Genomic DNA, 20,215 nt, shown 5'->3' with positions numbered 1-20,215 from the left:
CCCTACCACCCCAATTCGGTCAGAAAGGATTGTAATTGCTGCTGCCGTTCAGGTCCACTATCTTCGCTATAAGGGGAAAGGCGCAAATCTCCGATGACTACTCCATCCTGCAGATACAAGATCCGATTACCACGCAGCGCAGTTTTGAGATCATGGGTTACCATAATTATGCTTTGCCCCTGCTTATTTACCTCGGTTAGGACACGCAGTACCCCTATTCCTGCTGAGCTATTTAGCGCTCCAGTCGGCTCATCCGCAAAGACCGCTTTTGGACTGTTGATCAGGGCCCGGATAATTCCGGCACGCTGAGCTTCTCCTCCTGAGATTTGCGCTGGAAACTTACCCCAGATTGTGTCATCCAGGCCTACATCTAAGAGCAGCTTTTTGGCTTTTTCCACAGCCCCAGCTCTATCCTTTTGGACAAGAAAAGCACTTGATAATACATTGTCGAGCACACTCATTGAATCGAGCAGATGGATCTGCTGAAACACAAATCCACAATTCTTCCGCCGGAATATCGCCAGCTGATCATTACTCATCGCCGTAATATCTTGACCTTCAAACAAGACCTCTCCAAGCGTTGGTTTATCCATTCCCGAAATGGCATACAGCAGTGTTGATTTACCAGAACCAGAGCTGCCCATGATAATCGTGAAATCACCATGATATAAGGTCAGATCTAGATTTTTTAATACATGCTGCTGAGTTCCTCCATGGGAAAAGGTTTTTCCAAGCTTATGGGTCTGCATCAATACTTTATTATTCACTTCGTTCATGTTGAACACTCCATTTACGTTCATGCTCATTAATTACGCTAATAGTAACCCTAGCTCTACGCACAATATAATGGCTGCAATCACAGACTCATTCGTAATTGCAACCTAATCGTACGTTAAATGTTCTTAACATGTCTTTGTGCAATCCTTAGCGAATTCTTAATTCTATCCTGCTAAAGGAATCAGCAGCTTTACAGTAAATCCATCCTCCCGATTGGAGCATACAATGTCGCCCTGCATTTTTTGCATCATATAACGAGAAATGTACAGACCTAGACCTGCACCGTTCTGGCTCACGGCCAGACTGCCCCTAAAGAATTTATTGAATATTAAAGGCAATTCCTCCTCAGGGATACCCGGACCATAATCCAGAACATCAATCTCCAGATAATGATCCCTAATCTCGAATTGAATATCGATGGGTGTACCGGCGTAGGCATACTTATAGGAATTGTTCACCACATTATCGATGACCTGCTGCAGCCGTAAGGGATCCACCATAATGATGCAGTCTGGCACAGATGCTGCTGAAATCCGTTCGTAGAAGTTCACATTATTTATAATTTGGGTCAGGAGGTGACTATTCTCCTCCGTTAAGCTGACGTTTAGTTCATTCAGTTCCTCCAAGGTGGAATGGAACATGTCTGTGACCAGACGATCAATCTGATCCGCTTTGGAATACAAGGTGTTTAGCTGTCTGCTTGTCTTCTCATCTCTTGCGCTTAATAACATCAGTTCCGTAATCGCCTTCATCGAAGCGACGGGTGTCTTAATATCATGACTGAGACTAGCAACCAGCTCCTTCTTACTCTTATTCGCTAAATATTCACTGTGCCTAGCCGCCGCAAGCTCTTCCCGCATCATATCGAAGCTTTCGGTAAAAGCACCAAATAGATGATTACGATCCATCTCCAGAGGCACTTCAAGATCACCTCTTGCGATATGGTTCGCGAATAGCTGCATTTTGCGAAATGGACGAAGAATGGATCTATTCAGGAACCAAATATAGAGGATGCCTAGAATTGTAAGCAAAAGCAGCATTGCAACAGAAACTTGTATAAATTGTTGTTTCATATGTATAAAAATCGTACGGTAATCATTATTAATAATTACTTTACCCACCAGCTGATCCTGAACAACAACGTCGACTAAGGTATCCCGATTATTGATAGCTTCGTTAACGCTAACAGAAATCGTATTTTCAGTCTGATATTTTAATTTACCAGAGGTATCAATAATGGCGAAATCATAGGGACTTTCCTTGTACAGTTTCGGCTCAAGCTTATCCCAATGCTGCTCTGTAAGCTTAACAATGGTATTGATCGCCACTCGGTCTGTTGAGGTCTCCACCTTCAAATTAAATATCAGGAATATGAGAGTTATACTTGCAGCGAGTATAGTGAGCATTAGCGCCAGTAGCAATTTTTTAGTCATCACTATTTATCCTCAAAAGCATAACCGATGCCCCATACGGTACGGATGTACTGCGGATCGTTAGGATTCTGCTCAATCTTCTCACGAAGATGACGGATATGTACATTTAAGGTGCCATCTCCCGCAAAAACATCCCCCCATACCCCTGTAAATAGCTCCTCTTTAGGGATTACCCGATTTTTATGCTGGATCAAAAACTTTAGCAATTTATATTCCATTGTTTTCAGCTTGAGGGGTACGCCGTTAAGACTTGCCCTTCTGAGTTCGGGATCAATCTGGATGGGTCCGGATTCAAGAAGGGAGGACTCGGCTACAACTTCGTTGTTGTACCGTTTAAGCACCGCCTTTACTTTTGCCAGCAGCACTCTCAGGGTATACGGCTTATGAATATAATCATCTCCCCCGATATCTAGCGCAATTAATACATCATCCTCACTGGAGCGGGCACTAATAAACAGGATGGGAATCCCGGTCGTCTGACGCAGTTCTTTGCATAACTGGAAGCCGGATTCACCACCTAAATTAATATCTAGGAGTAACATCGACACCTGATGCTCACTCAAAAAGCTCCGACAGGCATCGGCGCTCGTAACAAATGCGGTTTGAACATCAAACAAATTAAAATATTCGCAGGTGGTCTCCGCAAGCTCAATTTCATCATCAATAATCAAACAATCATATCTCATCAATTTCTCTCCACTTCAACTGAATTTATTATTATGTTAGAATATGCCTTTAAGGAGGGGTTACCTGTGGATACACAGTTCCAGCGTCTGGAGCACTATTTAGATAAATACGAACAAAACTGGCCATTAAGTGGCACAGTCTTAATAGCTCAGCGTGGAGAAATCAAGTTACATAAAGCGTACGGATATGCGAATCTTGAACATCAGGTCCCCAACACTTTAGATACCAAATTCCGGATCTGGTCACTTACCAAATCATTCACTGGCATGGCTATCCTGATGCTAAAAGAACAAAAACGTCTCAGACTGGAAGATCCAATCCTAAAATATCTCCCTCAGCAGCATGCACTAGAGGGGATTACCATCCTTCACCTGCTAGGACATACCTCTGGTATAGCCAACTACACTTCCATACCCGAATATAATCAAAAATTAAATAAGCTAAAGCTGACTCCACAGGAGATGTTACAGCTATTTGTGAGTCAGCCCCCTGCATTTATGCCTGGCACTTCATTTGCCTATAACAACTCAGGTTATTATTTGCTGGGGATGATTATTGAGAAGATTACAGGGATGACATTTGAAGATTATATCACTACTTTTATATTACAGCCTCTGGGCATGGTAAATACAGGAGTTTATAACAATCAGCAGATTATTCAAAAATTAGCCTCACCTTATCATTCTTCTTGGGGAGAGTATACTCAGGGGGAATACATAGATATGAGTTCTATCTTATCTGCTGGCGGGATGTATTCGACCGCTGCCGATCTTTTCCTGTGGGATCAAGCCTTATACTCCGATCAATTAGTGTCTCATAACACCCTAGAGATGGCTTTTCATTCCAGTAACCTCAAATATCGATTTGGTTGGTTCTTGGACGAACGTTTTGATCGAAAAAGAATGTATCACGGCGGTGCCTATCGCGGCTTCCGAAGTGAACTGCATAGATACCCTGAAGATCAAACAAGCATAATCATGTTGACTAATTATGATTGCGTACCCGTCACTAAGTTAACGGAATCGCTAGCTGGATTAGTATTCGGCGAACCTGTAAGGGTGCCGATCTCTCCGCAAGCCTACCCGCTTGATGATAGCATTTATGCTTCATATATGGGAACCTATGAGGGATATGGCTGCAAAGCGAGCGTCGAGCGTAGTGGGCAAGATTACTATTTTGTCTGGAATGATGTAGAGGTCACTCCCTTTTATCCAATCTCGGAAACAAGATTCCATCATACGAAGCATGATTCAGAATATGAATTTAAGCGGAATGCACAGGGTGAGCTTTCATTTCTGGGGATGCACAAAAAACAAGACAAGTCTTAAATAGACCTGTCTTGTTTTTTTTGTTTGTGTTTACGCTAGGCCTTAGCTATAATGATGAACTCAGCCAGAAGCACAAGTAAGGCAGTAGCTACGCCAAGCGAATTAATTACCGTTAAAGCATCTGGGTAGCTTTCTTTCTTAAATTGCGAAAATAAAGATACCATCCATAATACACTGAAGAATAATGCGACCAATCCGGAAATAGCCTCACTATCCACTTTTCTGCTCCGCATAAAAAATCCTACAAGGCCAACAACGGTAAAAATCATGTATATAACAAGCTCTATGGATGTGATGACAATCGCCTCGCCTGCAGAGAACAAATGCATTAACATGTATTGAATCCCTAAACAAATAAACACAAGCTGGTTAAAAGAAACTTTGCTCACTCTCATAGCTTATCTCCTTTTAATTTAAGTAAACTGCAATAAAAAAGATAACGCTTTCATTATATCGATAATTAAAATAATCCTCTGTGACTTTCAGTACTCTTCCGATATCAGCCCAATCAAAACAAGCCCTGAACAAAAAAATCTCCTGGCAATATTGTTGCCGGAGATTTTATATTAGAGTTTAAATGCTGACATAAAGGATGTATCCAAAACAGCCAATTTTCTAATAAAACTTCGTCAAAAACAGGATCTCAATTAATGATGCATAAATTCACTAATTTTTAACAGCATTCAAAGCATCTAATTGGTCACTATGTCTTTTTTCTGTAAAAATAAGGCATAGGCACATACACCAGCAAGCTGCAAATGTAGAGACCATAGGAGCTACTTGTTGAGAAGCGTTTTTATTCAGTTCCATTGTTTAGTCCCCTCCTTTCAGTTTGTCATAGGGTCTGTTTTGAATACATCTCTTATGTCAGCATTGAGAATGATAGAGCGAAATTTCTATGCCACTACTTTAGATGTTTCGGTATAACTTCAATAAGTTTTTCTACAGTTAAGTCTTTGATTTCACGGACAAAAGAATCATTGATCTGGAATCCAAGTTCGTTCTCGAGATCTGTTAAAATATAAATGATATTTCTAACAGAAGTTACACCTAATAGATTGGTCGTTCTATCGAATTCTTTGACATATTTTTTGACTGTTTCTTCTATAACCTGTTCGTTTAGATACAACAACTCCTTCTCCTCCTTTAAATCATCGGAATATTATTTTGCAGCTCACTTATAATTCTTCTAAAAGCCTCTTCCTGACTTGTAGAATTAGAAAGATTAAAAGTATACATCCCCTCTTGAGAATAGGAATTGTTTTCCACTGAGTCCAGATAATCTACAGAATAGTATTCTAGTTGTCTTGCTTCTGGATTATATAAACAAACATTCTCAGAAATATGATAGTAATCAATATTAACGCCATATTTGTATAAACAAGTGGACTTCATTTCTTTCAAATGGGATTCTTCGTAATTTCCGTTATACAAACTTAATATTGTGATATCTGGTGTGACTGCATTACTGATTAGGAAAGGTATATACCCATATCCATTGGGAACTGAAGTGCTATACTTAAGAATGCTTCCTGGAACTCCAATAATAATGACATCTGGATTCTCAGCTTGTTCTATATATTTAATATAGGCATTAATACTCTCGACCTGTTCTGAAAACGTTAGATCATTGCCGTCTATAATGTCTGGGATTGTATGGTATCCCCATAATCTAGATAGTGCATTGCTGGAAATCAAACTCATCTTATATCCCGAATTGCGAAAGTTTTCACTTAGTTTAAGCTGCAAATTCCATTTTCCGCAGTTTTCCCCCATCCCCATAATTAAAATAACTGGGACGTCGATACTCGCTAATGCTTTCTGTTTCGATATAGAAGGATGCTCTAGATTCAGACATTCCCAACCCTCTATGGTTGATTGGTTTAATACAGTTTTCAATTCAGCAACGTACATAATATGCTTTCCCTTCTCTTCTGCAAGAGAAGTTAACCGGCAGTAACCTGATTCATCAACTTGAAATTGAGGCTTACATAATAACAGTACATCAACAGAGTTAATCAGATCATTTAAATAAAAGCTCTCTTCATCACATATTAAAGCCTTTTTAGTGTCGTCCACTTCATCGAATGACTCCCAGCCTTTTGGAACTACGGCATATATCAGCTCGAAATTCTGAAGCTCACTTTCTGTTAGCAATAAAGGCATCAGACCTTTATGAAAAGGGTAAACCGCCAGTTTTTTCTTCACAGTGAAATATCCTCTCTTTTAAACTGATATTTAAATTCCCTCATCATCGTATAGTTCTTCAAATTCTCTAATGCCGACGCTTTAACCCTGTTGCATTTGCTAAGCTTATAGCTTTCTGAATAATGTTCATCCTTTCCATTATCCGCTGCAGCGGGGCATATAGAGCAGCAATGAAAGGCCCAGCATTCTTTACAGTGTTGTTCCGTAACTGCTCCAACATTCAAAATTTCTCGAACCTTTTTAATATCAAAACCATCCTGAAGATTTCCCATTTTCATCAGTGAAGAATTTTCATCAATACGCTCACAAGGAAAAAAGTTACCGTTTACATCTACAAAAAGTTTTTTCAAGCCTGGTATACAAGTCCCGCTGGGATGAGCAATTTTCGGGGTCTCATTGATTGGCGAAAGAAACTCTTTGTAGCTATAAATGGTTTCAATATCACGTTTATGATAGGCCACAGGCTCTTCTTTTACTTTTCCTAGCAGCAATAGATATGCCTTCAAAGCTTCGTAATTTCGTTCTTCAAAATAAGCCTCACCATAAAAGAATTCCGTCTCTGTATAGTTCATGGATAGTGTATTAAAGTTAACTTTAGAGAGGTCACTAACTCCTTCTCCCGCTCTAAAATAATCAAAGATCTCTTCGAACTTACCATCTGGACTAATAACTGTATTGAACTTCAGTTTTTGATATAGATCAGGATAGTTATCTCGAATATGTACAACATTACGATATACAATCTCATAGGAACCACGTCCATTTACAAACGTCCTATTTTCATTATGAACATCCTTCGGTCCATCCAGGCTAATCATAATGGATATGTTAAAATCACGAACTTCCCTTGCAAAACTATCATCCAGAAGTGTGCCATTAGTAGTCATACCAAAGGAAATTTCTTTGCCGCTGACTTTTTCCTGTGTATATTTCATAGTATCCATGATGAGTTTTTTTTCAATCAAAGGCTCCCCACCATAAAAAGCTACATGCAAGTGGTCCACGTCTTTAGAATGGGCTACAAGGAAATCAATCCCTTGCTGCAGAGTATCCCAGGTTATATTCAGGGCAGAATGTGAACGATTATTATAAATTTCATTGCTTGAGTAAGGACAGTAACCACAACGCAAGTTGCAATTTTGAGACATTTGAAAAGTGATTGAGTTAACACAGCGCTCTAACTGGTACTCCAACATTTGACTTGCCGGATGCTCAATTTGTAGAATCGGAGATTCAGCTAAAAGCCCTCTCTTTTGAAAATCTTTAAGCACATTTACATCAGCTTCCTCATAACTGCCTTCAGAAATATGACTTAACGCTTCATACTGATTCTGTTTGATTTTATAAATACTGTTTCTATTCATGTCATAGACGTAATGTAGATTCGTTCTCGTTTGAAAAGGAATAAAAGGCATCCGGGGTTTCCTCCCTTTGCGTACTAGTAATCATATCTCTAAAACTCTCCTGAGATGTATACAACTCATCAAAAGTTCCTATCCCAAGAACCTTGCCACCATTTAAATAAATGATCTTATCTAATCTCTTTAATACTTCCGGTCGATGCGTGATAATGATAGTCATCATATAACGATCTGAAGATAACAGTTCCTCGTTAAAAACCTGCTCCGAATAATAGTCATAGCTTGAGGTTGCTTCATCCAATAGCAGAATTTTTGTATCCTTACGTGCTAATGTTCGGGCAAGTGCTATTTTTTGTTTTTGTCCACCCGATAGTTTAGCGCCATTATAACCAATTCGAGTGTCCATTTTTTCGGGTAGGTCTTGGATAAATGAATATGCCCCTGATTGTTTGCAGCTTTCCAATATCTCAGTAAGTGTAAGTTCTTCAGAAATGTTGATATTGTTCGCCACAGTATCATTGAAAAGATAATTGTTTTGAGCCATCAAGCTCCATATTGAGCGATAGGATTCAAAAGTATACTCTTTCACATCTTTATCGTTTATTTTGATGCTGCCTTCAGTTGGCTCATAGAATCTTAGCAGCAGATTTACAACAGATGATTTGCCGCTGCCGTTCAAACCAATAATCGCTACTTTCTCACCTTTTTGAATGGTGAAATTCACTTGATCCAGAGCTTTTTCATTCTCATAAACCAAGGATACGTTTTCGAATTTCAGATCATTGATAGATATTGATTCTAATAATTCCTTCGCTTCCGGTTTATCAATTTCAGCATCCGTATTTAGAAATTTTAAAAACCGCTCAAAAGCTGGTTTCACGCTGGATAATTGAGTAATCAAATACGATATGATAGTAATTGGTTCAAATACCAATGATGAGTACGAAATGAAGGATACCAGACCGCCAATAGTGATTTCATCTTTTTGGATTAACCAAGCACCGTACAAGTAAAGACCACAAGTAAACAATGTCGTCATTAATGAACCCGATATACTATCAATAAATCCATAACGCATTAACTTGGATTTAGCATTTTTACTTCCATCCAGATTCACTTTCAGTTTCGCTAGTCGTTTTCCAGTAATCCCCCATACTTTTATCGCTTCAATGCCACTAATTGCATCCCCTAACCATTCTGAGAAATTTGATTGCAAGTGCATAATGATTTCATATACCTTTACTTGCTTTTTATATAAAAAACTGCTGATTAGCATTTTGACTGGAATTGTAGCGAGCATAACTAGAGTTAATTTCCAGTTAATATAAAACAATGCTGTTAAGCCGGCGAAAACTTTAAATAGATTAACGAAAGATGTTAAAAATTGCGTGTCTGTCAAAGACGATATGTTGGCGATATCTTGAAAAAGCTCAGACATCACTACTGAGAAATTTCTGTCTTTAAAAAATTTCGTGCGTACGGATAACACATGTTTACAAGCTTTCTTATTCAAGTCATATGGTATTCTCACACTTATTTCCTTATAGTAATAGAATTGAAAAATACCAAGTAATTGTTGGATAAGGAATATTAAAAAAATTAGTCCTACGTATTGAATAACTCGATAAAAATCCAAACCTAGAATACCAATGTCAATAAGTTGCTTGGTAAACCAAGGAGTCAAAAAGCTCCCTATAGAAGTCACCAACATAACAATACTGATTATCCAAATGTTTTTACGGTAAGGATGAAATAACTCTTTAATGCTGATCCATACTACATTGTATTTCATTTCACATAACTCCCCGCGACATATACTGAGACTAGCCTCATCCCATCTCAATACCAACAAAAAGAACAACAAAAACTACAATAGCTAGCAACGCACCTACAATAACGATCGTTTTTGGTGATCTATTACCCCTGTCCATTTCAATTCCTCCTTTATCTACGCGTGTATATCTCTTTTTCCAAACGAAATATAGGTGACAGACAAACTAATAGCTATGATAATCACAGGAATCAGCACCACTTCCATAAAGCTCTTTGCTCCGGTTAGGACTATATGTTGTGAATTAACGACGTAGATTCCGGAAAACTTCATAACCTGAGTCGTTAAAGCATGGTCTGAAATCCCCCTTAACAATGCGGAGGAAGCATCACGGAAATAACCGGATATCATGAAGTCGCCAAATATAATTAGAAAAGTTACAACCACCGCTGAAGCCGTTCTTTTAATAAGAATACCTACCATAATGATTAGAGCAGCATAAGCTGATAAATAAAGGATATTTAATCCCAGTACACGGGAAACTTGAATCAAGTCAGCAGAAAAATTACGATTACCGATGTCAGTCCCAATTATCAAAGCAGCTATCATATAAGCGAGATAAAACACTACTGTAAATTGTAAAATCCACCATATAATAATTTTAAAAACAGAAAGGTATTTCCCCGTGATATAGATAAACCTACTTTGTCCGGAAGCCAGGATAACTTTGATAGATCCATATTCAAATCCTTCGGTTGCAAAAAAACATACGTAAACTGGAATAATAAAATAAAAAAATAAAGATAAAGGTGTCACAATTGTTAAGGGTTCCGCGAGATTACCGATTTCAAAACCACCTTTACCGCCAATCCAGATTGCTAGTACCAGACTTGCTATAAGGAACAGAAGAGAAATTCCCTTAAACATGATATCCCTTCTTATAAAGTAAGACTCAGCTTTCAGAAAATCCCTCATTTCTCATTCTCCTATCAGATCCATATAATAATGCTCAAGATTTGCTGTGGACAGGTTGATTCCTTCAAGTGGAATTCCATTTCTAATTAACGTTGACATTAACTGTTCAAGATCTGTCAAATCCTTGGGAACCAATATTTCTCCGGCTTCTGACAATGTGATCGAATGAATATTAAGATCGTTCTTAAGCACGTTTATTGCTGCAGCTATTTCAACGGTCTTAATACAAATTTGCGCTTCGGCTGATTGCAAGAGTTCTTCCACAGAGACTTCCTTAATGAACTGCCCTTTATGAATAAACCCGAATTTGGTAGCTAACAATTGGAGCTCACTCAAGATATGGCTGGAAATCAAGATGGTAACCCCTTTTTCATGTGCCAGCTTAGCCAATAATTTTCTCATCTCTACAATTCCTGTAGGATCAAGTCCATTAATCGGTTCATCCAACACTAAAAATTCCGGTTCATTGAGAAGGGAAATTGCCAGCCCTAAGCGTTGACGCATGCCCAGAGAATATTCCGTTGTATTTTTGTTTTCAACATCCGTTAGTCCCACTAAATTCAGCACATCTTTAATTCTCTTGAAATCCGAAATACCATGAATCTTACAATAAAAGCTTAAATTCTCTTCAGCATTCATATGGGGGTAGAGGGCAGGTAGCTCTATTAAAACCCCCATTTTTTTTCTGACTCGTGCGATGTCCTTCTCACTACTTTTACCCATCAATTGGATAGTCCCTTTTGTAGGGTAAACTAATCCACTAATTATTTTCATGAGTGTGGTTTTACCTGCTCCATTCTCACCTACAAAGCCATAGATATCACCCTGTTTAATCTGCATATTTATATTATGAAGCGCATTTGCACTGCCGTACTGTTTAGTTAATCCCTCAGCTTCAAAGATTGTTGTATTCATTTTTCAACTCCTCCATACCGTCTGCTACTAATTGATATTAAATTAGCATGTTTACTAGAATTACTAATCGCAATGGTAAAAAACACGGGAATAAATGTAACTTTCGCCGCTTCCAAGTGATCCCTAAAAGGATAAAGGTTGATTATACTCCCATATAATGTATTATTATTTATAACACAGGAGGGGAATTTCACATGATACATATTGCTATTTGTGATGATGATTTCAAGGCAACAGAATATATTGAGAGATTGATCCTTAACCATCCCATTCAGCAGACTGTAAAGATAGAGGTATCGATATTCTATTCTGGTGAAAGTTTCACGAAAGCCATTCAACATGGTTGTCCATTTGATCTTATTTTTATGGATATAGAAATGAAGGGAATAAGCGGAATAACAGCGGGTCATATATTACGGAGAGATTGTGATAATGATAGGGTTCGGTTGATTTACGTATCGAGCCACGAAGAGTATCATGTTCAACTATTTGACGTTCAACCTTCCGGTTTTATAAAGAAGCCTATACATAACGAGTCTTTTGAAAAAAAACTAATCTCTATGATTCAGCAAATAAAGGTCAAGCGTCAGCAAAACCAACCAAAATTACTGCCTGTACACCAAAGTGGAACTAAACTACTTATTCCAATCCGTAATATTATGTACTTGGCAAGTGATCGCCGAAAAATCATTTTGCAAACAACGGAAGATCAAACGGAATATTACAGTACTTTATCTATAGAAGAAGGAAAGCTACCTTCGAAGCAGTTTGTGCGGATTCATCAATCGTATCTTGTGAATTTCGATTACATAAAACAAATTCAGGGCAAAAAAATTGTATTAACGAGTGGGGAAGAACTTCCGATTAGCGATAAGCAAAGCACCGTAGTGAAAAAGAGTTATTTGCAATTCAGGGGGAGTCTGCTTGAATAATATTCTACTGGATGAGCTGTTCTATGCCCTCACACTGGCAGCTCTCCCATTTATCATTCATTATTTCTATGATCATTGTTTCCCACGACTTTGGGAATCCAAAGTAATCCTTTATTCCGTATACACTGCTTATTATATTTTCGTACTCCTCCTTCATTACAGCCCACTCCCCGGCTTATGGATGCTAGGGCTTAATATAGTGGGGATCGTTCTCTTGTCCTTTTTGTATAAAGGAAAAATACAATGGCGTATTGGTGCTGCTTTATTTATAGTCGCACTGATTATTCTTTCAGATGCAGCTACTGCACCTGTGTATACGACAAGCGGATACATCTTTACCTTGTTTTTGTCTAAGATTCTGATGTTTATACTGGTACAGATCACGCTTCGTTTTACCAAAGCTTTTGGCGAGGGCAGTCTAAGCAGTTGGTATTGGATCGGGCTGTTCTGCTTTCCGTTTATCAGCATTCTCAGTATTGCAAAATTATCGGGCGAGCTGTCATTGCGGGAATATCCGGCGTTGTATCCGACTTTGTCCGGAGGAATGCTATTGATCAACTTCCTGATCATTCTTTTGTGTGATCGTGTATTAACCATACAATCGGCACAGAATAAAAACTACTTGTTGGAACAGCAGAACACCTACTATATGAACCAGTATCTGCTCACGAAAGAAAGGCAGCAAGAAGTCTTTACGTTTCAACATGATTTCAGGAATATCTTGCTCGGCCTGAGGTCTCAATTACAAGCTGGGGAAAAAGAAGCCGGACTGAATGATGTGGATAAGCTTCTTGGAGTAATAGAACTCTCTTCAGGTGAAAGTAATACCGGCTCCATCCTAATCGACTCTATCATTAATTACAAGTCGCAATTTGCCAAAAAGCTGGGTATCTCCTTTCAAACGGATATTAAGATTCCACCTCAGCTTGACCTAGATGCTTATGCATTTAGCATTATTCTAGGGAACACCCTTGATAATGCGATAGAAGCATGCAGGCATCCAGGTGTGACTCAGCCTTATATTAAATTCCAACTTCATTATCATAAGGGTACTTTATTTATCAGAATACAGAATCCATATCAGCATTCAATACGTACGAATCATTTCGGAGAATTAGCCACAACAAAACGAGACAAGCATTTTCATGGTATCGGTCTAAAAAGCGTAAAGAATGCGGTAGAAGAAATCGGCGGAATATGGGATATCACCTATGAAAACCAAATTTTCCAAGTGGAAATTTGTCTTTTTAACATTGAGATCTTATCAGTTGCAGAAACTGAGCAAAAATGCACCTCATAGAAAGACATCGGACCCAGAGGGTTTTCCAATGTTTATTCTAAGGGGTGCATTTCAGTCACAAGTACATTTATTATTTTACTTACGGTTCGATTGTAAATTTAGACGAAAACGAAATACTGCATCTTCACCGTACCACATAGGGAAATTCGTACCCCAGATATTGTTGTGCAAATTAAAATGCCATCCTTTATCTAGAGAAACAAAAGAATTATCGAATTGTAGCAGTCTTTTTTGACCCGGTGCAGCCAACGCAGCATCCATGGTTTCGATAAAGGCGCTCCCATCTGCCCCCTGATAACTAACGCCACGTCCAATGGCATGAAGATTACGATTCCCGTCCTTCACTACACGCAAAGGTGAGACTGGCAAGCCCATCTTATCCATCAACCAAAGATTAGGATTATCGACATTCAATGCACAACCGAACCAGCTTGCTTCTGGAAGGCGGTTGGCTTCTTTTCCGAACCATTGCAGTGATACGTCAACCGTACCTTCATGCTCAAAATCATACACTAATTCAAGTTCTTTCGGCGCACCATATAATTCATAGGCTTGTACCGGCATGCGTAAACGTAGCAAGAACCGTTTTCCATTTACTCGCTTCATATCAGTCACGATGGGCTCATATAGCTGATGGCTAGGTAATGGTCGAACAAATTCAAAGCCAGGCTTATTAAAGTCGGCATCAGACCATGGATGGGTGAAGCCTAAATTTTGCATATAGGTACGGAAGTATCTGGCGTAGTCCTCCGTTCCAAACGTCTCATAGGCGTAAACGCCGAAGGGATGGCTTTCGTCTACCCATACTTTCTCATTAGCGTCCGATAAATGAACAAGTGAGCCATTCACGCCAAAGGTCAGTTTATAACCTTCAACCGCGTACACCCCTTGGACACTAACCTGCTCAGAATCAGCGGAACAATCTTTCCTCGTAGGCTCTAGCCTACCGAACGCTTCCTTTGCCTCCGCTTGTTTATCTTTATCCAGGCATGCGATTGCCTGATCCAGATAGCCCCGTTGCTCCGCCCAGGAACGTTCGATCATCGAATACTTCCGGACGCTCTGTTCTGAGGTAAATAAACCACTAGAATGTTTATCGAATTCATCCATAGCGAATGCACCAATATAATTGAATTTCGCAGGAATATCGTCTACATCAATCTCGTCCTTGATTCTAGCATCATTGAAATCTTTTTTCGCATAGTTTCGAAAGTCAGGAAGCCATTTCTTTACGTCTAAACCCCATGTATGCTCTGCTACCATCAACATAGCATCGCTCATCCCTTTATAGGCAATACTATGCTCGTCTAAGCTTCCTTCGGACAGCCATTTGCTTCTCAAACGTTGAAGCTCGCGAAGCTTGGCAAGTTTTAATGGATCTGTCCCTGCACCATGAATCCAAGTATCACCGATTTCTTCACTAACCACAGGAAGCTGCTCGCGAACTTGCATAAGACTTCTAACAAATGCATCTAGTGAAGACGCAATAATCTCAGCGTCAGGGTATCGTTCTTGGATTTCACGGAACTGCTCTTCGATTTCCTCAGCACTTGGCGGCCCACAATTGTCACCCGTATGCGCAAATAGCAATATATCGTCGATCCCTTCAATCTCAACCGGCTCTCCGTAGCTTCCGGCATAGTTCACAATTAATTCGCTGCCATCCCCTGCCTGCCAGCGAAACAGCTTTGGTACATCAGGACGCATAGAGGCTGGGTTAACTCCGAGATGCATATACTGAATGCCTGCTTTCTGCATATACGGAACCATGGACAAGGTATGACCTGGCACATCCGTCATTTTTGCGGTTATCGTTTGTTTCCCAAATTGTTGATCAAGCTCTTGGCTGATCGTTAGCCCGTATCGGAAAAGCTCCTTATCCATAAGCTCAGTATGTGTAGTGAACGGTAACCCATGCCACACTATATGTCCCTTACGAATTGCCTTCTCCATCGCTTCTCTTTCCGAAGCAGGTGCGTGATCCAAATAATAACGAATTAGCCAGGATCCAGTCGTCCATACAAATTGCGCGCGACCACCTTCAGCCTCTAATGTATCGGCCAAAGCGATCGCTTTCGGAATATACTCTTCCATGTATTGTCTTAATACATGCGCAGCCAAATTCGTGAACCCAATATCCAAATGCGTTTTAAATACAACATGGACCTTCTTAGTGTTATTCATTTTCCCGACCTGCTTCCATTAGATTATGGCTTATTGAAAACTGGAATTTCCAACGATCTATTTACAGACTAGTATATGTCACTGATCTATACAATCAAATAGTCTGAAATAATATCATTAAATAACATGATAAATACATTATCGCGCTTTTATGTCACTGATATAAAAAACTCTTCCCTCCACAAAAATGTGGGGAAAGAGTCTCAAAAGGTAATTTTCAAGCGGATCATTTAATAATGTTGGGTCTAACGGAGCTTCGCTCGACGATGGTGGTATCAATCTTAATCGTTAGTGCTCCTTCACGTGAATTATCCATCCGTTTAACAACTCGCTGGACAGCAACTTGTCCGAGTTTCTCTGTAGCTTGTCTTACTGTAGTTAATGGAACAGGCAGCAAGCTCGCCAATTGAATGTCGGTAAACCCTATGATTGACAATTGATCCGGAACCAATATTTGCATGGAGATTGCCGTATATAAGCATGATGCAGCGATATAGTCGTCTGCACATACGACTGCCGTTAAAGCGGAATTATTACCTAAAAATGACGCCAACTGCACATTCGGAGCATTCAACTGATGCATATAATCTTCTGAGCAGCTCAAGTAAATATTACGACTGTTTACCGGCAGATCATGATCCAACATAGCTTGAAGATAACCTCTATACCGGTCTTCCCTGCTCGTCACACCATCAAATGCCATTGAAAGATATCCGATTTCCTGATGGCCTTTCTCAATCAAATACTGGGTGGTTTTATAAGCCCCATGGTAATGATCATGGTAGACACAGTCAATCTGCACCTCTCGAAAGATACGATCGATGATAACTAGAGGGTAGTTTAATAGACTAAGCTCCAATACTTTCTCACTGCACTGCGTACTCCCACGCGGATATAAAATAATACCCTCTACTTGATCATCATACAGCTCTTGCAAGCATATGCTTTCGTCTTCTTTGTCCCCAGTCATTCGAATGAGTAAATGACAATTCGCTTCACGCGCTTCTTTTTCGACGGAAGTAATTATTCTACCGATATAATCATCCATATTAGGAATCACCAATGCAATCCTTCGTATCGATTTCTTCTCCTCGATCGCCTTCTCCAGCATCTGTTCACCGGAATGTGTATGGTGGTAATCAGCGGATATGAATGTCCCACGACGGGCATGGCGATAAACGATCCCTTTTTTCTCCAAGATCTGCAAAGCAAGCTTCGCCGTCATGCGACTGACACCGTACAACTTGGCAATCTCCCCTTCAGATGGGACGAGATCATGTGACTGAAGCTTTCTCTTCCTGATTTCTTCCATAACATGATTAGCTGTCTGTATATATAATAGCGGTTTCCGCTCTTTTTGATGATCCTGATTATCCATTCGAGTCTTCACCCTTTACTCTTCTATGCCGTTAGTCTAAATATTTCGAATGGGACATCTTGTTCTCAAAATAGAATGAACAGTGGATTTATATGCTGCGTTATCAAATAGGAGGTCAACCACTTGAAAAATAAAGAATCATTTGTATTCGTCACAATCCCACTATCCGAGATCAAGAAATTCATTCTTATTGACTTTGTAGCTGGAACGGTCATTTACTTTGCCATTAGGTTTCCCTTACATTCCTTTATAGCCGCCTCAGCCGGCAGCATGTTCGGCCCAATACTCATTCGCCAATCCATGAAATTGGTTCAGAATCGCGCTAAAGTTTAAGCCATAAAAGGCAAACTTTCAACCTTGCTGTATGTATTTTAGAAATTGTTCAATCTGTTTTTTATGATGCTTATCATGTGGTATAAAACTTCTCATATACTTGCGAACACTGAACTTCTTGCGGTCTCCATCCTTATATTCCAAATCACATTCTTCATCCGTTAATCCAGAGACTGTATCTAAAATTCTAGATCTGTAGAGCACAAATTGTTCTATCAAGGTTTGCTTGGATAACAATTTGGCATACTCAATCGCGTTAGCATTAAATTCGTTAAAATCCAAATGTTTCGTTGTTAGTGGTTCTTTCAAAATAATCTTCTTAATAGCACCTTCATAGAAATATTTATCCCAGAGCATGAGGTGACAGAGAATATCCTTCACGGTCCATTTACCAGTAGCTATGGGCTTATCCCAATGTTTATCTGGCACCTCTTCTAATGATTTCACGAATGGAATAAGAGACTTAAATTCGAGTATCATTTGCTCCTTTGATTTTACTGCCATAGAAGCTAACCTCCGTGTGAATATAAAATAGAATAGCAAAAATATTATGCAGCATCATCCTTAGAAGCAGTTATTAGATCAGCCTCCGTAGATTCTGGATTCAGCCAAATCTCGATCATATCATGGGTACGCTTTACATCATTTTCATCGAGTATATAATACCATTGATCCGTATGTTTTCCTTCCCCTTGGAGCATATGACTCGTTATTTCAGGGGTTCCACCTTCAAGAATTACCTTCTTAGCCAAATCCAAAATAAAATCTGACTTCATATTGGTTTTAAAGTTACTGCCAGCAATTTCAATAATGTTCTGTATATTAAGAATATTATCTATTCTTTTCATCCGATCAAGCGCTGCTTTTAGGAAAATCCTTTGTCTCTCTGTTCTCTTAAAATCAGAATCTTCCCGATATCTTACATACATTAAAGCTTCCTTACCGGAATAGATCGGTTTGTTCGGCTCAATTCTTAGTTTCTCATGATCGGGGCTCTTATTCTCTATCACCTTGGTGATTGGAAGCACCACTCCTCCAAGAGCATCTGTAACACCCACAAGCCCATTAAAATTAATAGTAGCATAGTAATCAATAGGTGCGTTCAGTAGATTCTTAACGGTATCCACACTCATCTGAGGACCACCGTAGGAATGCGCTGCATTAATCTTGGTTTCTTTTCGTGCTCCTTTGATATTTTCTGCTCCAATAATTTCAGTATATGAATCACGGGGAATGGAGACGAGCAGTGCTTTATGGTCTATAGGTCGAATAACTGTATAAATAATGGAATCAGAAAGTCCGTTTTCTTTGCCACGCTGATCGGTGCCTAGTAGAAGGATAGAGAAAGGACGGTCTTTATTTTCCGTCGTTGCTTGTAATCCAGATTCTTCAGTGTCTTCCAACGGCACATAGGACTCTTCAAGGGTGTGTTCAATAGTTGGTGCTACAACATTATCAAACCCAAAAATCATTAGTTCTTTACGGAAAATAAAGGATCCCAGTCCAACAAGAAGTAAGGTAGCGATCGAAAAATACCAAATCTTCATTTTCTTGCTGATTTTATTCTTTTTCACTTTCTTTTTCTCGATTCTACTTAATGCAAATGAAGCAGGTGGATGAGTGCTCTGTTTATTTTTCATTTGAATGAATTACCCTTTCTGTTTATGCGACTTCTCACCATTAATGAACATCACTTTTTATTTGTGCCTACCCTCCATTACCTAAATATCCCATTATTATAGACGATCATTGGATCGATAAGTTTCTTTTTATAAGAAATTTTTGAGGCAAAAAAAAGACCACATCCTATCAAGGATGGGTCTGCAAAGTATATTGAGGTTACATTAGGTTTTGTTCAGGATCGTATCGATTTCACTTTTCAGTAAAAGATACCTGACAACACTTCTCATAATTGGGACTTTGGTTAACTTATGCTGGTCTACATAGCTTTTCATTTGATCTTTAGACAGACCAAGCAAGCTACCGGCTTCAGACACAGTCAATACTTCTTTGTTGCTTGTAGCGTTAAAGGTTTTCTTCACTTTTAAATTCCAGTCTTCAAACACCTGCACTTACATCCGCCACCTTTCTACTAAGCGAGAAATATAAGACATAAAGTATTGTGTGAAACTTATAATTTCTTTTATTTAAAAAAATCCCCAAACTATAAGTTTGGGGATTCTTTTCACAACTTTAGAGTTTTACAACATTCTCAGCTTGTTGACCACGATTGCCTTGAACTACGTTAAATTCTACACGTTGTCCTTCATCCAAAGACTTGAATCCGTCACCAGTGATTGCGCTGAAATGTACGAATACGTCTTCTCCGCCTTCAACCTCGATAAAACCAAAGCCTTTGTCTGCGTTAAACCATTTCACTGTTCCTGTTTGCATAATATAATTACCACCTTTTTTTAATTTACATGTTATTCTTATCCCAAAAAAATCTCTTACAAAATCTCTAAAAAAATAAAAATTCACATATGGTACAAGGTTATTGTCATCTTAAGAATAACCCTCTACGCTATGTGAATTAGCAGGTAACTACTTTCGATATATTGATTATAGCACATCCGATGGCATGTAGATACCTTTTAGATTATGTAATAAATGGAAAAACCCTAATCCTTTAG

21 protein-coding genes are annotated in these 20,215 nt (G+C 39.1%); 4 read left to right on the top strand and 17 right to left on the bottom strand.

Annotated features, from left to right (window positions below):
• Positions 1-2 precede the first annotated feature (2 nt).
• The 3 genes from MKX35_RS13460 to MKX35_RS13450 all read right to left on the bottom strand — a co-directional run bounded on the left by MKX35_RS13460 (position 3) and on the right by MKX35_RS13450 (position 2,896).
• Positions 3-776, bottom strand: a complete 774-nt coding sequence (locus MKX35_RS13460) for an ABC transporter ATP-binding protein (RefSeq protein WP_042189939.1) — start codon at positions 774-776, stop codon at positions 3-5.
• A gap of 165 nt (positions 777-941) precedes the next feature.
• Positions 942-2,210, bottom strand: coding sequence for a HAMP domain-containing sensor histidine kinase (locus MKX35_RS13455; protein ID WP_076300531.1), 1,269 nt, complete (start codon positions 2,208-2,210; stop codon positions 942-944).
• A 2-nt stretch (positions 2,211-2,212) separates the two neighbouring features.
• Positions 2,213-2,896: a response regulator transcription factor gene (locus MKX35_RS13450; RefSeq protein ID WP_076300532.1), complete on the bottom strand. Its 684-nt coding sequence runs from the start codon at positions 2,894-2,896 to the stop codon at positions 2,213-2,215.
• Positions 2,897-2,962: 66 nt separating this feature from the next.
• Between MKX35_RS13450 and MKX35_RS13445 the strand changes: the two genes are divergently transcribed.
• Positions 2,963-4,225: a serine hydrolase domain-containing protein gene (locus MKX35_RS13445; protein WP_076300533.1), complete on the top strand. Its 1,263-nt coding sequence runs from the start codon at positions 2,963-2,965 to the stop codon at positions 4,223-4,225.
• A 35-nt stretch (positions 4,226-4,260) separates the two neighbouring features.
• Here MKX35_RS13445 and MKX35_RS13440 read toward each other — a convergent pair whose 3' ends face one another.
• The 8 genes from MKX35_RS13440 to MKX35_RS13405 form a co-directional block, all read right to left on the bottom strand.
• Positions 4,261-4,620 (bottom strand): hypothetical protein, encoded by a 360-nt coding sequence (locus MKX35_RS13440; protein ID WP_060622809.1) that lies wholly within the window; start codon positions 4,618-4,620, stop codon positions 4,261-4,263.
• A 271-nt stretch (positions 4,621-4,891) separates the two neighbouring features.
• Positions 4,892-5,035, bottom strand: a complete 144-nt coding sequence (locus MKX35_RS13435; RefSeq protein ID WP_156113154.1) for a hypothetical protein — start codon at positions 5,033-5,035, stop codon at positions 4,892-4,894.
• A gap of 94 nt (positions 5,036-5,129) precedes the next feature.
• A complete protein-coding gene (locus MKX35_RS13430) occupies positions 5,130-5,357 on the bottom strand; it encodes a hypothetical protein (protein ID WP_076300534.1) in 228 nt (75 codons plus the stop codon).
• A 14-nt stretch (positions 5,358-5,371) separates the two neighbouring features.
• The gene (locus MKX35_RS13425; RefSeq protein ID WP_076284642.1) at positions 5,372-6,433 is read right to left on the bottom strand and encodes a TIGR04066 family peptide maturation system protein; all 1,062 of its coding nucleotides are present in this window, start codon (positions 6,431-6,433) and stop codon (positions 5,372-5,374) included.
• Positions 6,430-7,848: a radical SAM/SPASM domain-containing protein gene (locus MKX35_RS13420; protein WP_076300535.1), complete on the bottom strand. Its 1,419-nt coding sequence runs from the start codon at positions 7,846-7,848 to the stop codon at positions 6,430-6,432. The genes MKX35_RS13425 and MKX35_RS13420 overlap by 4 nt, the downstream gene beginning before the upstream one ends.
• Positions 7,799-9,586, bottom strand: a complete 1,788-nt coding sequence (locus MKX35_RS13415; RefSeq protein WP_076300536.1) for an ABC transporter ATP-binding protein — start codon at positions 9,584-9,586, stop codon at positions 7,799-7,801. The genes MKX35_RS13420 and MKX35_RS13415 overlap by 50 nt, the downstream gene beginning before the upstream one ends.
• A gap of 156 nt (positions 9,587-9,742) precedes the next feature.
• Positions 9,743-10,540 (bottom strand): ABC transporter permease, encoded by a 798-nt coding sequence (locus MKX35_RS13410; protein ID WP_076300537.1) that lies wholly within the window; start codon positions 10,538-10,540, stop codon positions 9,743-9,745.
• 3 nt (positions 10,541-10,543) lie between these two features.
• Positions 10,544-11,455: an ABC transporter ATP-binding protein gene (locus MKX35_RS13405; RefSeq protein ID WP_076284638.1), complete on the bottom strand. Its 912-nt coding sequence runs from the start codon at positions 11,453-11,455 to the stop codon at positions 10,544-10,546.
• Positions 11,456-11,649: 194 nt separating this feature from the next.
• Between MKX35_RS13405 and MKX35_RS13400 the strand changes: the two genes are divergently transcribed.
• Complete coding sequence (locus MKX35_RS13400; RefSeq protein WP_052404359.1) at positions 11,650-12,387, top strand: LytR/AlgR family response regulator transcription factor; 738 nt, start codon at positions 11,650-11,652, stop codon at positions 12,385-12,387.
• Positions 12,380-13,687: an ATP-binding protein gene (locus tag MKX35_RS13395; RefSeq protein WP_076284637.1), complete on the top strand. Its 1,308-nt coding sequence runs from the start codon at positions 12,380-12,382 to the stop codon at positions 13,685-13,687. The genes MKX35_RS13400 and MKX35_RS13395 overlap by 8 nt, the downstream gene beginning before the upstream one ends.
• Positions 13,688-13,762: 75 nt before the next feature.
• On the opposite strand, the gene MKX35_RS13390 is transcribed toward MKX35_RS13395, so the two are convergent.
• Positions 13,763-15,871 (bottom strand): DUF5054 domain-containing protein, encoded by a 2,109-nt coding sequence (locus MKX35_RS13390; RefSeq protein ID WP_076300538.1) that lies wholly within the window; start codon positions 15,869-15,871, stop codon positions 13,763-13,765.
• A 226-nt stretch (positions 15,872-16,097) separates the two neighbouring features.
• Positions 16,098-17,249: a substrate-binding domain-containing protein gene (locus MKX35_RS13385; protein ID WP_076300539.1), complete on the bottom strand. Its 1,152-nt coding sequence runs from the start codon at positions 17,247-17,249 to the stop codon at positions 16,098-16,100.
• A 123-nt stretch (positions 17,250-17,372) separates the two neighbouring features.
• Between MKX35_RS13385 and MKX35_RS13380 the strand changes: the two genes are divergently transcribed.
• On the top strand, positions 17,373-17,582 hold the full coding sequence (locus MKX35_RS13380; protein ID WP_076300540.1) for a hypothetical protein: 210 nt from the start codon (positions 17,373-17,375) through the stop codon (positions 17,580-17,582).
• An 18-nt stretch (positions 17,583-17,600) separates the two neighbouring features.
• Here the strand turns inward: MKX35_RS13380 and MKX35_RS13375 are convergent, their stop codons facing one another.
• The 4 genes from MKX35_RS13375 to MKX35_RS13360 form a co-directional block, all read right to left on the bottom strand.
• Positions 17,601-18,086: a DinB family protein gene (locus MKX35_RS13375; RefSeq protein ID WP_076300541.1), complete on the bottom strand. Its 486-nt coding sequence runs from the start codon at positions 18,084-18,086 to the stop codon at positions 17,601-17,603.
• 44 nt (positions 18,087-18,130) lie between these two features.
• Positions 18,131-19,222, bottom strand: coding sequence for an LCP family protein (locus tag MKX35_RS13370; RefSeq protein ID WP_081383041.1), 1,092 nt, complete (start codon positions 19,220-19,222; stop codon positions 18,131-18,133).
• 204 nt (positions 19,223-19,426) lie between these two features.
• The gene (locus MKX35_RS13365) at positions 19,427-19,654 is read right to left on the bottom strand and encodes a helix-turn-helix domain-containing protein (protein ID WP_042189969.1); all 228 of its coding nucleotides are present in this window, start codon (positions 19,652-19,654) and stop codon (positions 19,427-19,429) included.
• A gap of 121 nt (positions 19,655-19,775) precedes the next feature.
• Positions 19,776-19,976: a cold-shock protein gene (locus MKX35_RS13360; RefSeq protein ID WP_036685790.1), complete on the bottom strand. Its 201-nt coding sequence runs from the start codon at positions 19,974-19,976 to the stop codon at positions 19,776-19,778.
• Positions 19,977-20,215 lie beyond the last annotated feature (239 nt).

Source organism: Paenibacillus sp. FSL R5-0923, assembly GCF_038009145.1.
GTDB lineage: Bacteria > Bacillota > Bacilli > Paenibacillales > Paenibacillaceae > Paenibacillus_AQ.
The sequence above is the reverse complement of the archived record's forward strand: the minus strand, read 5'-3'. Positions and strand labels throughout refer to the sequence as shown.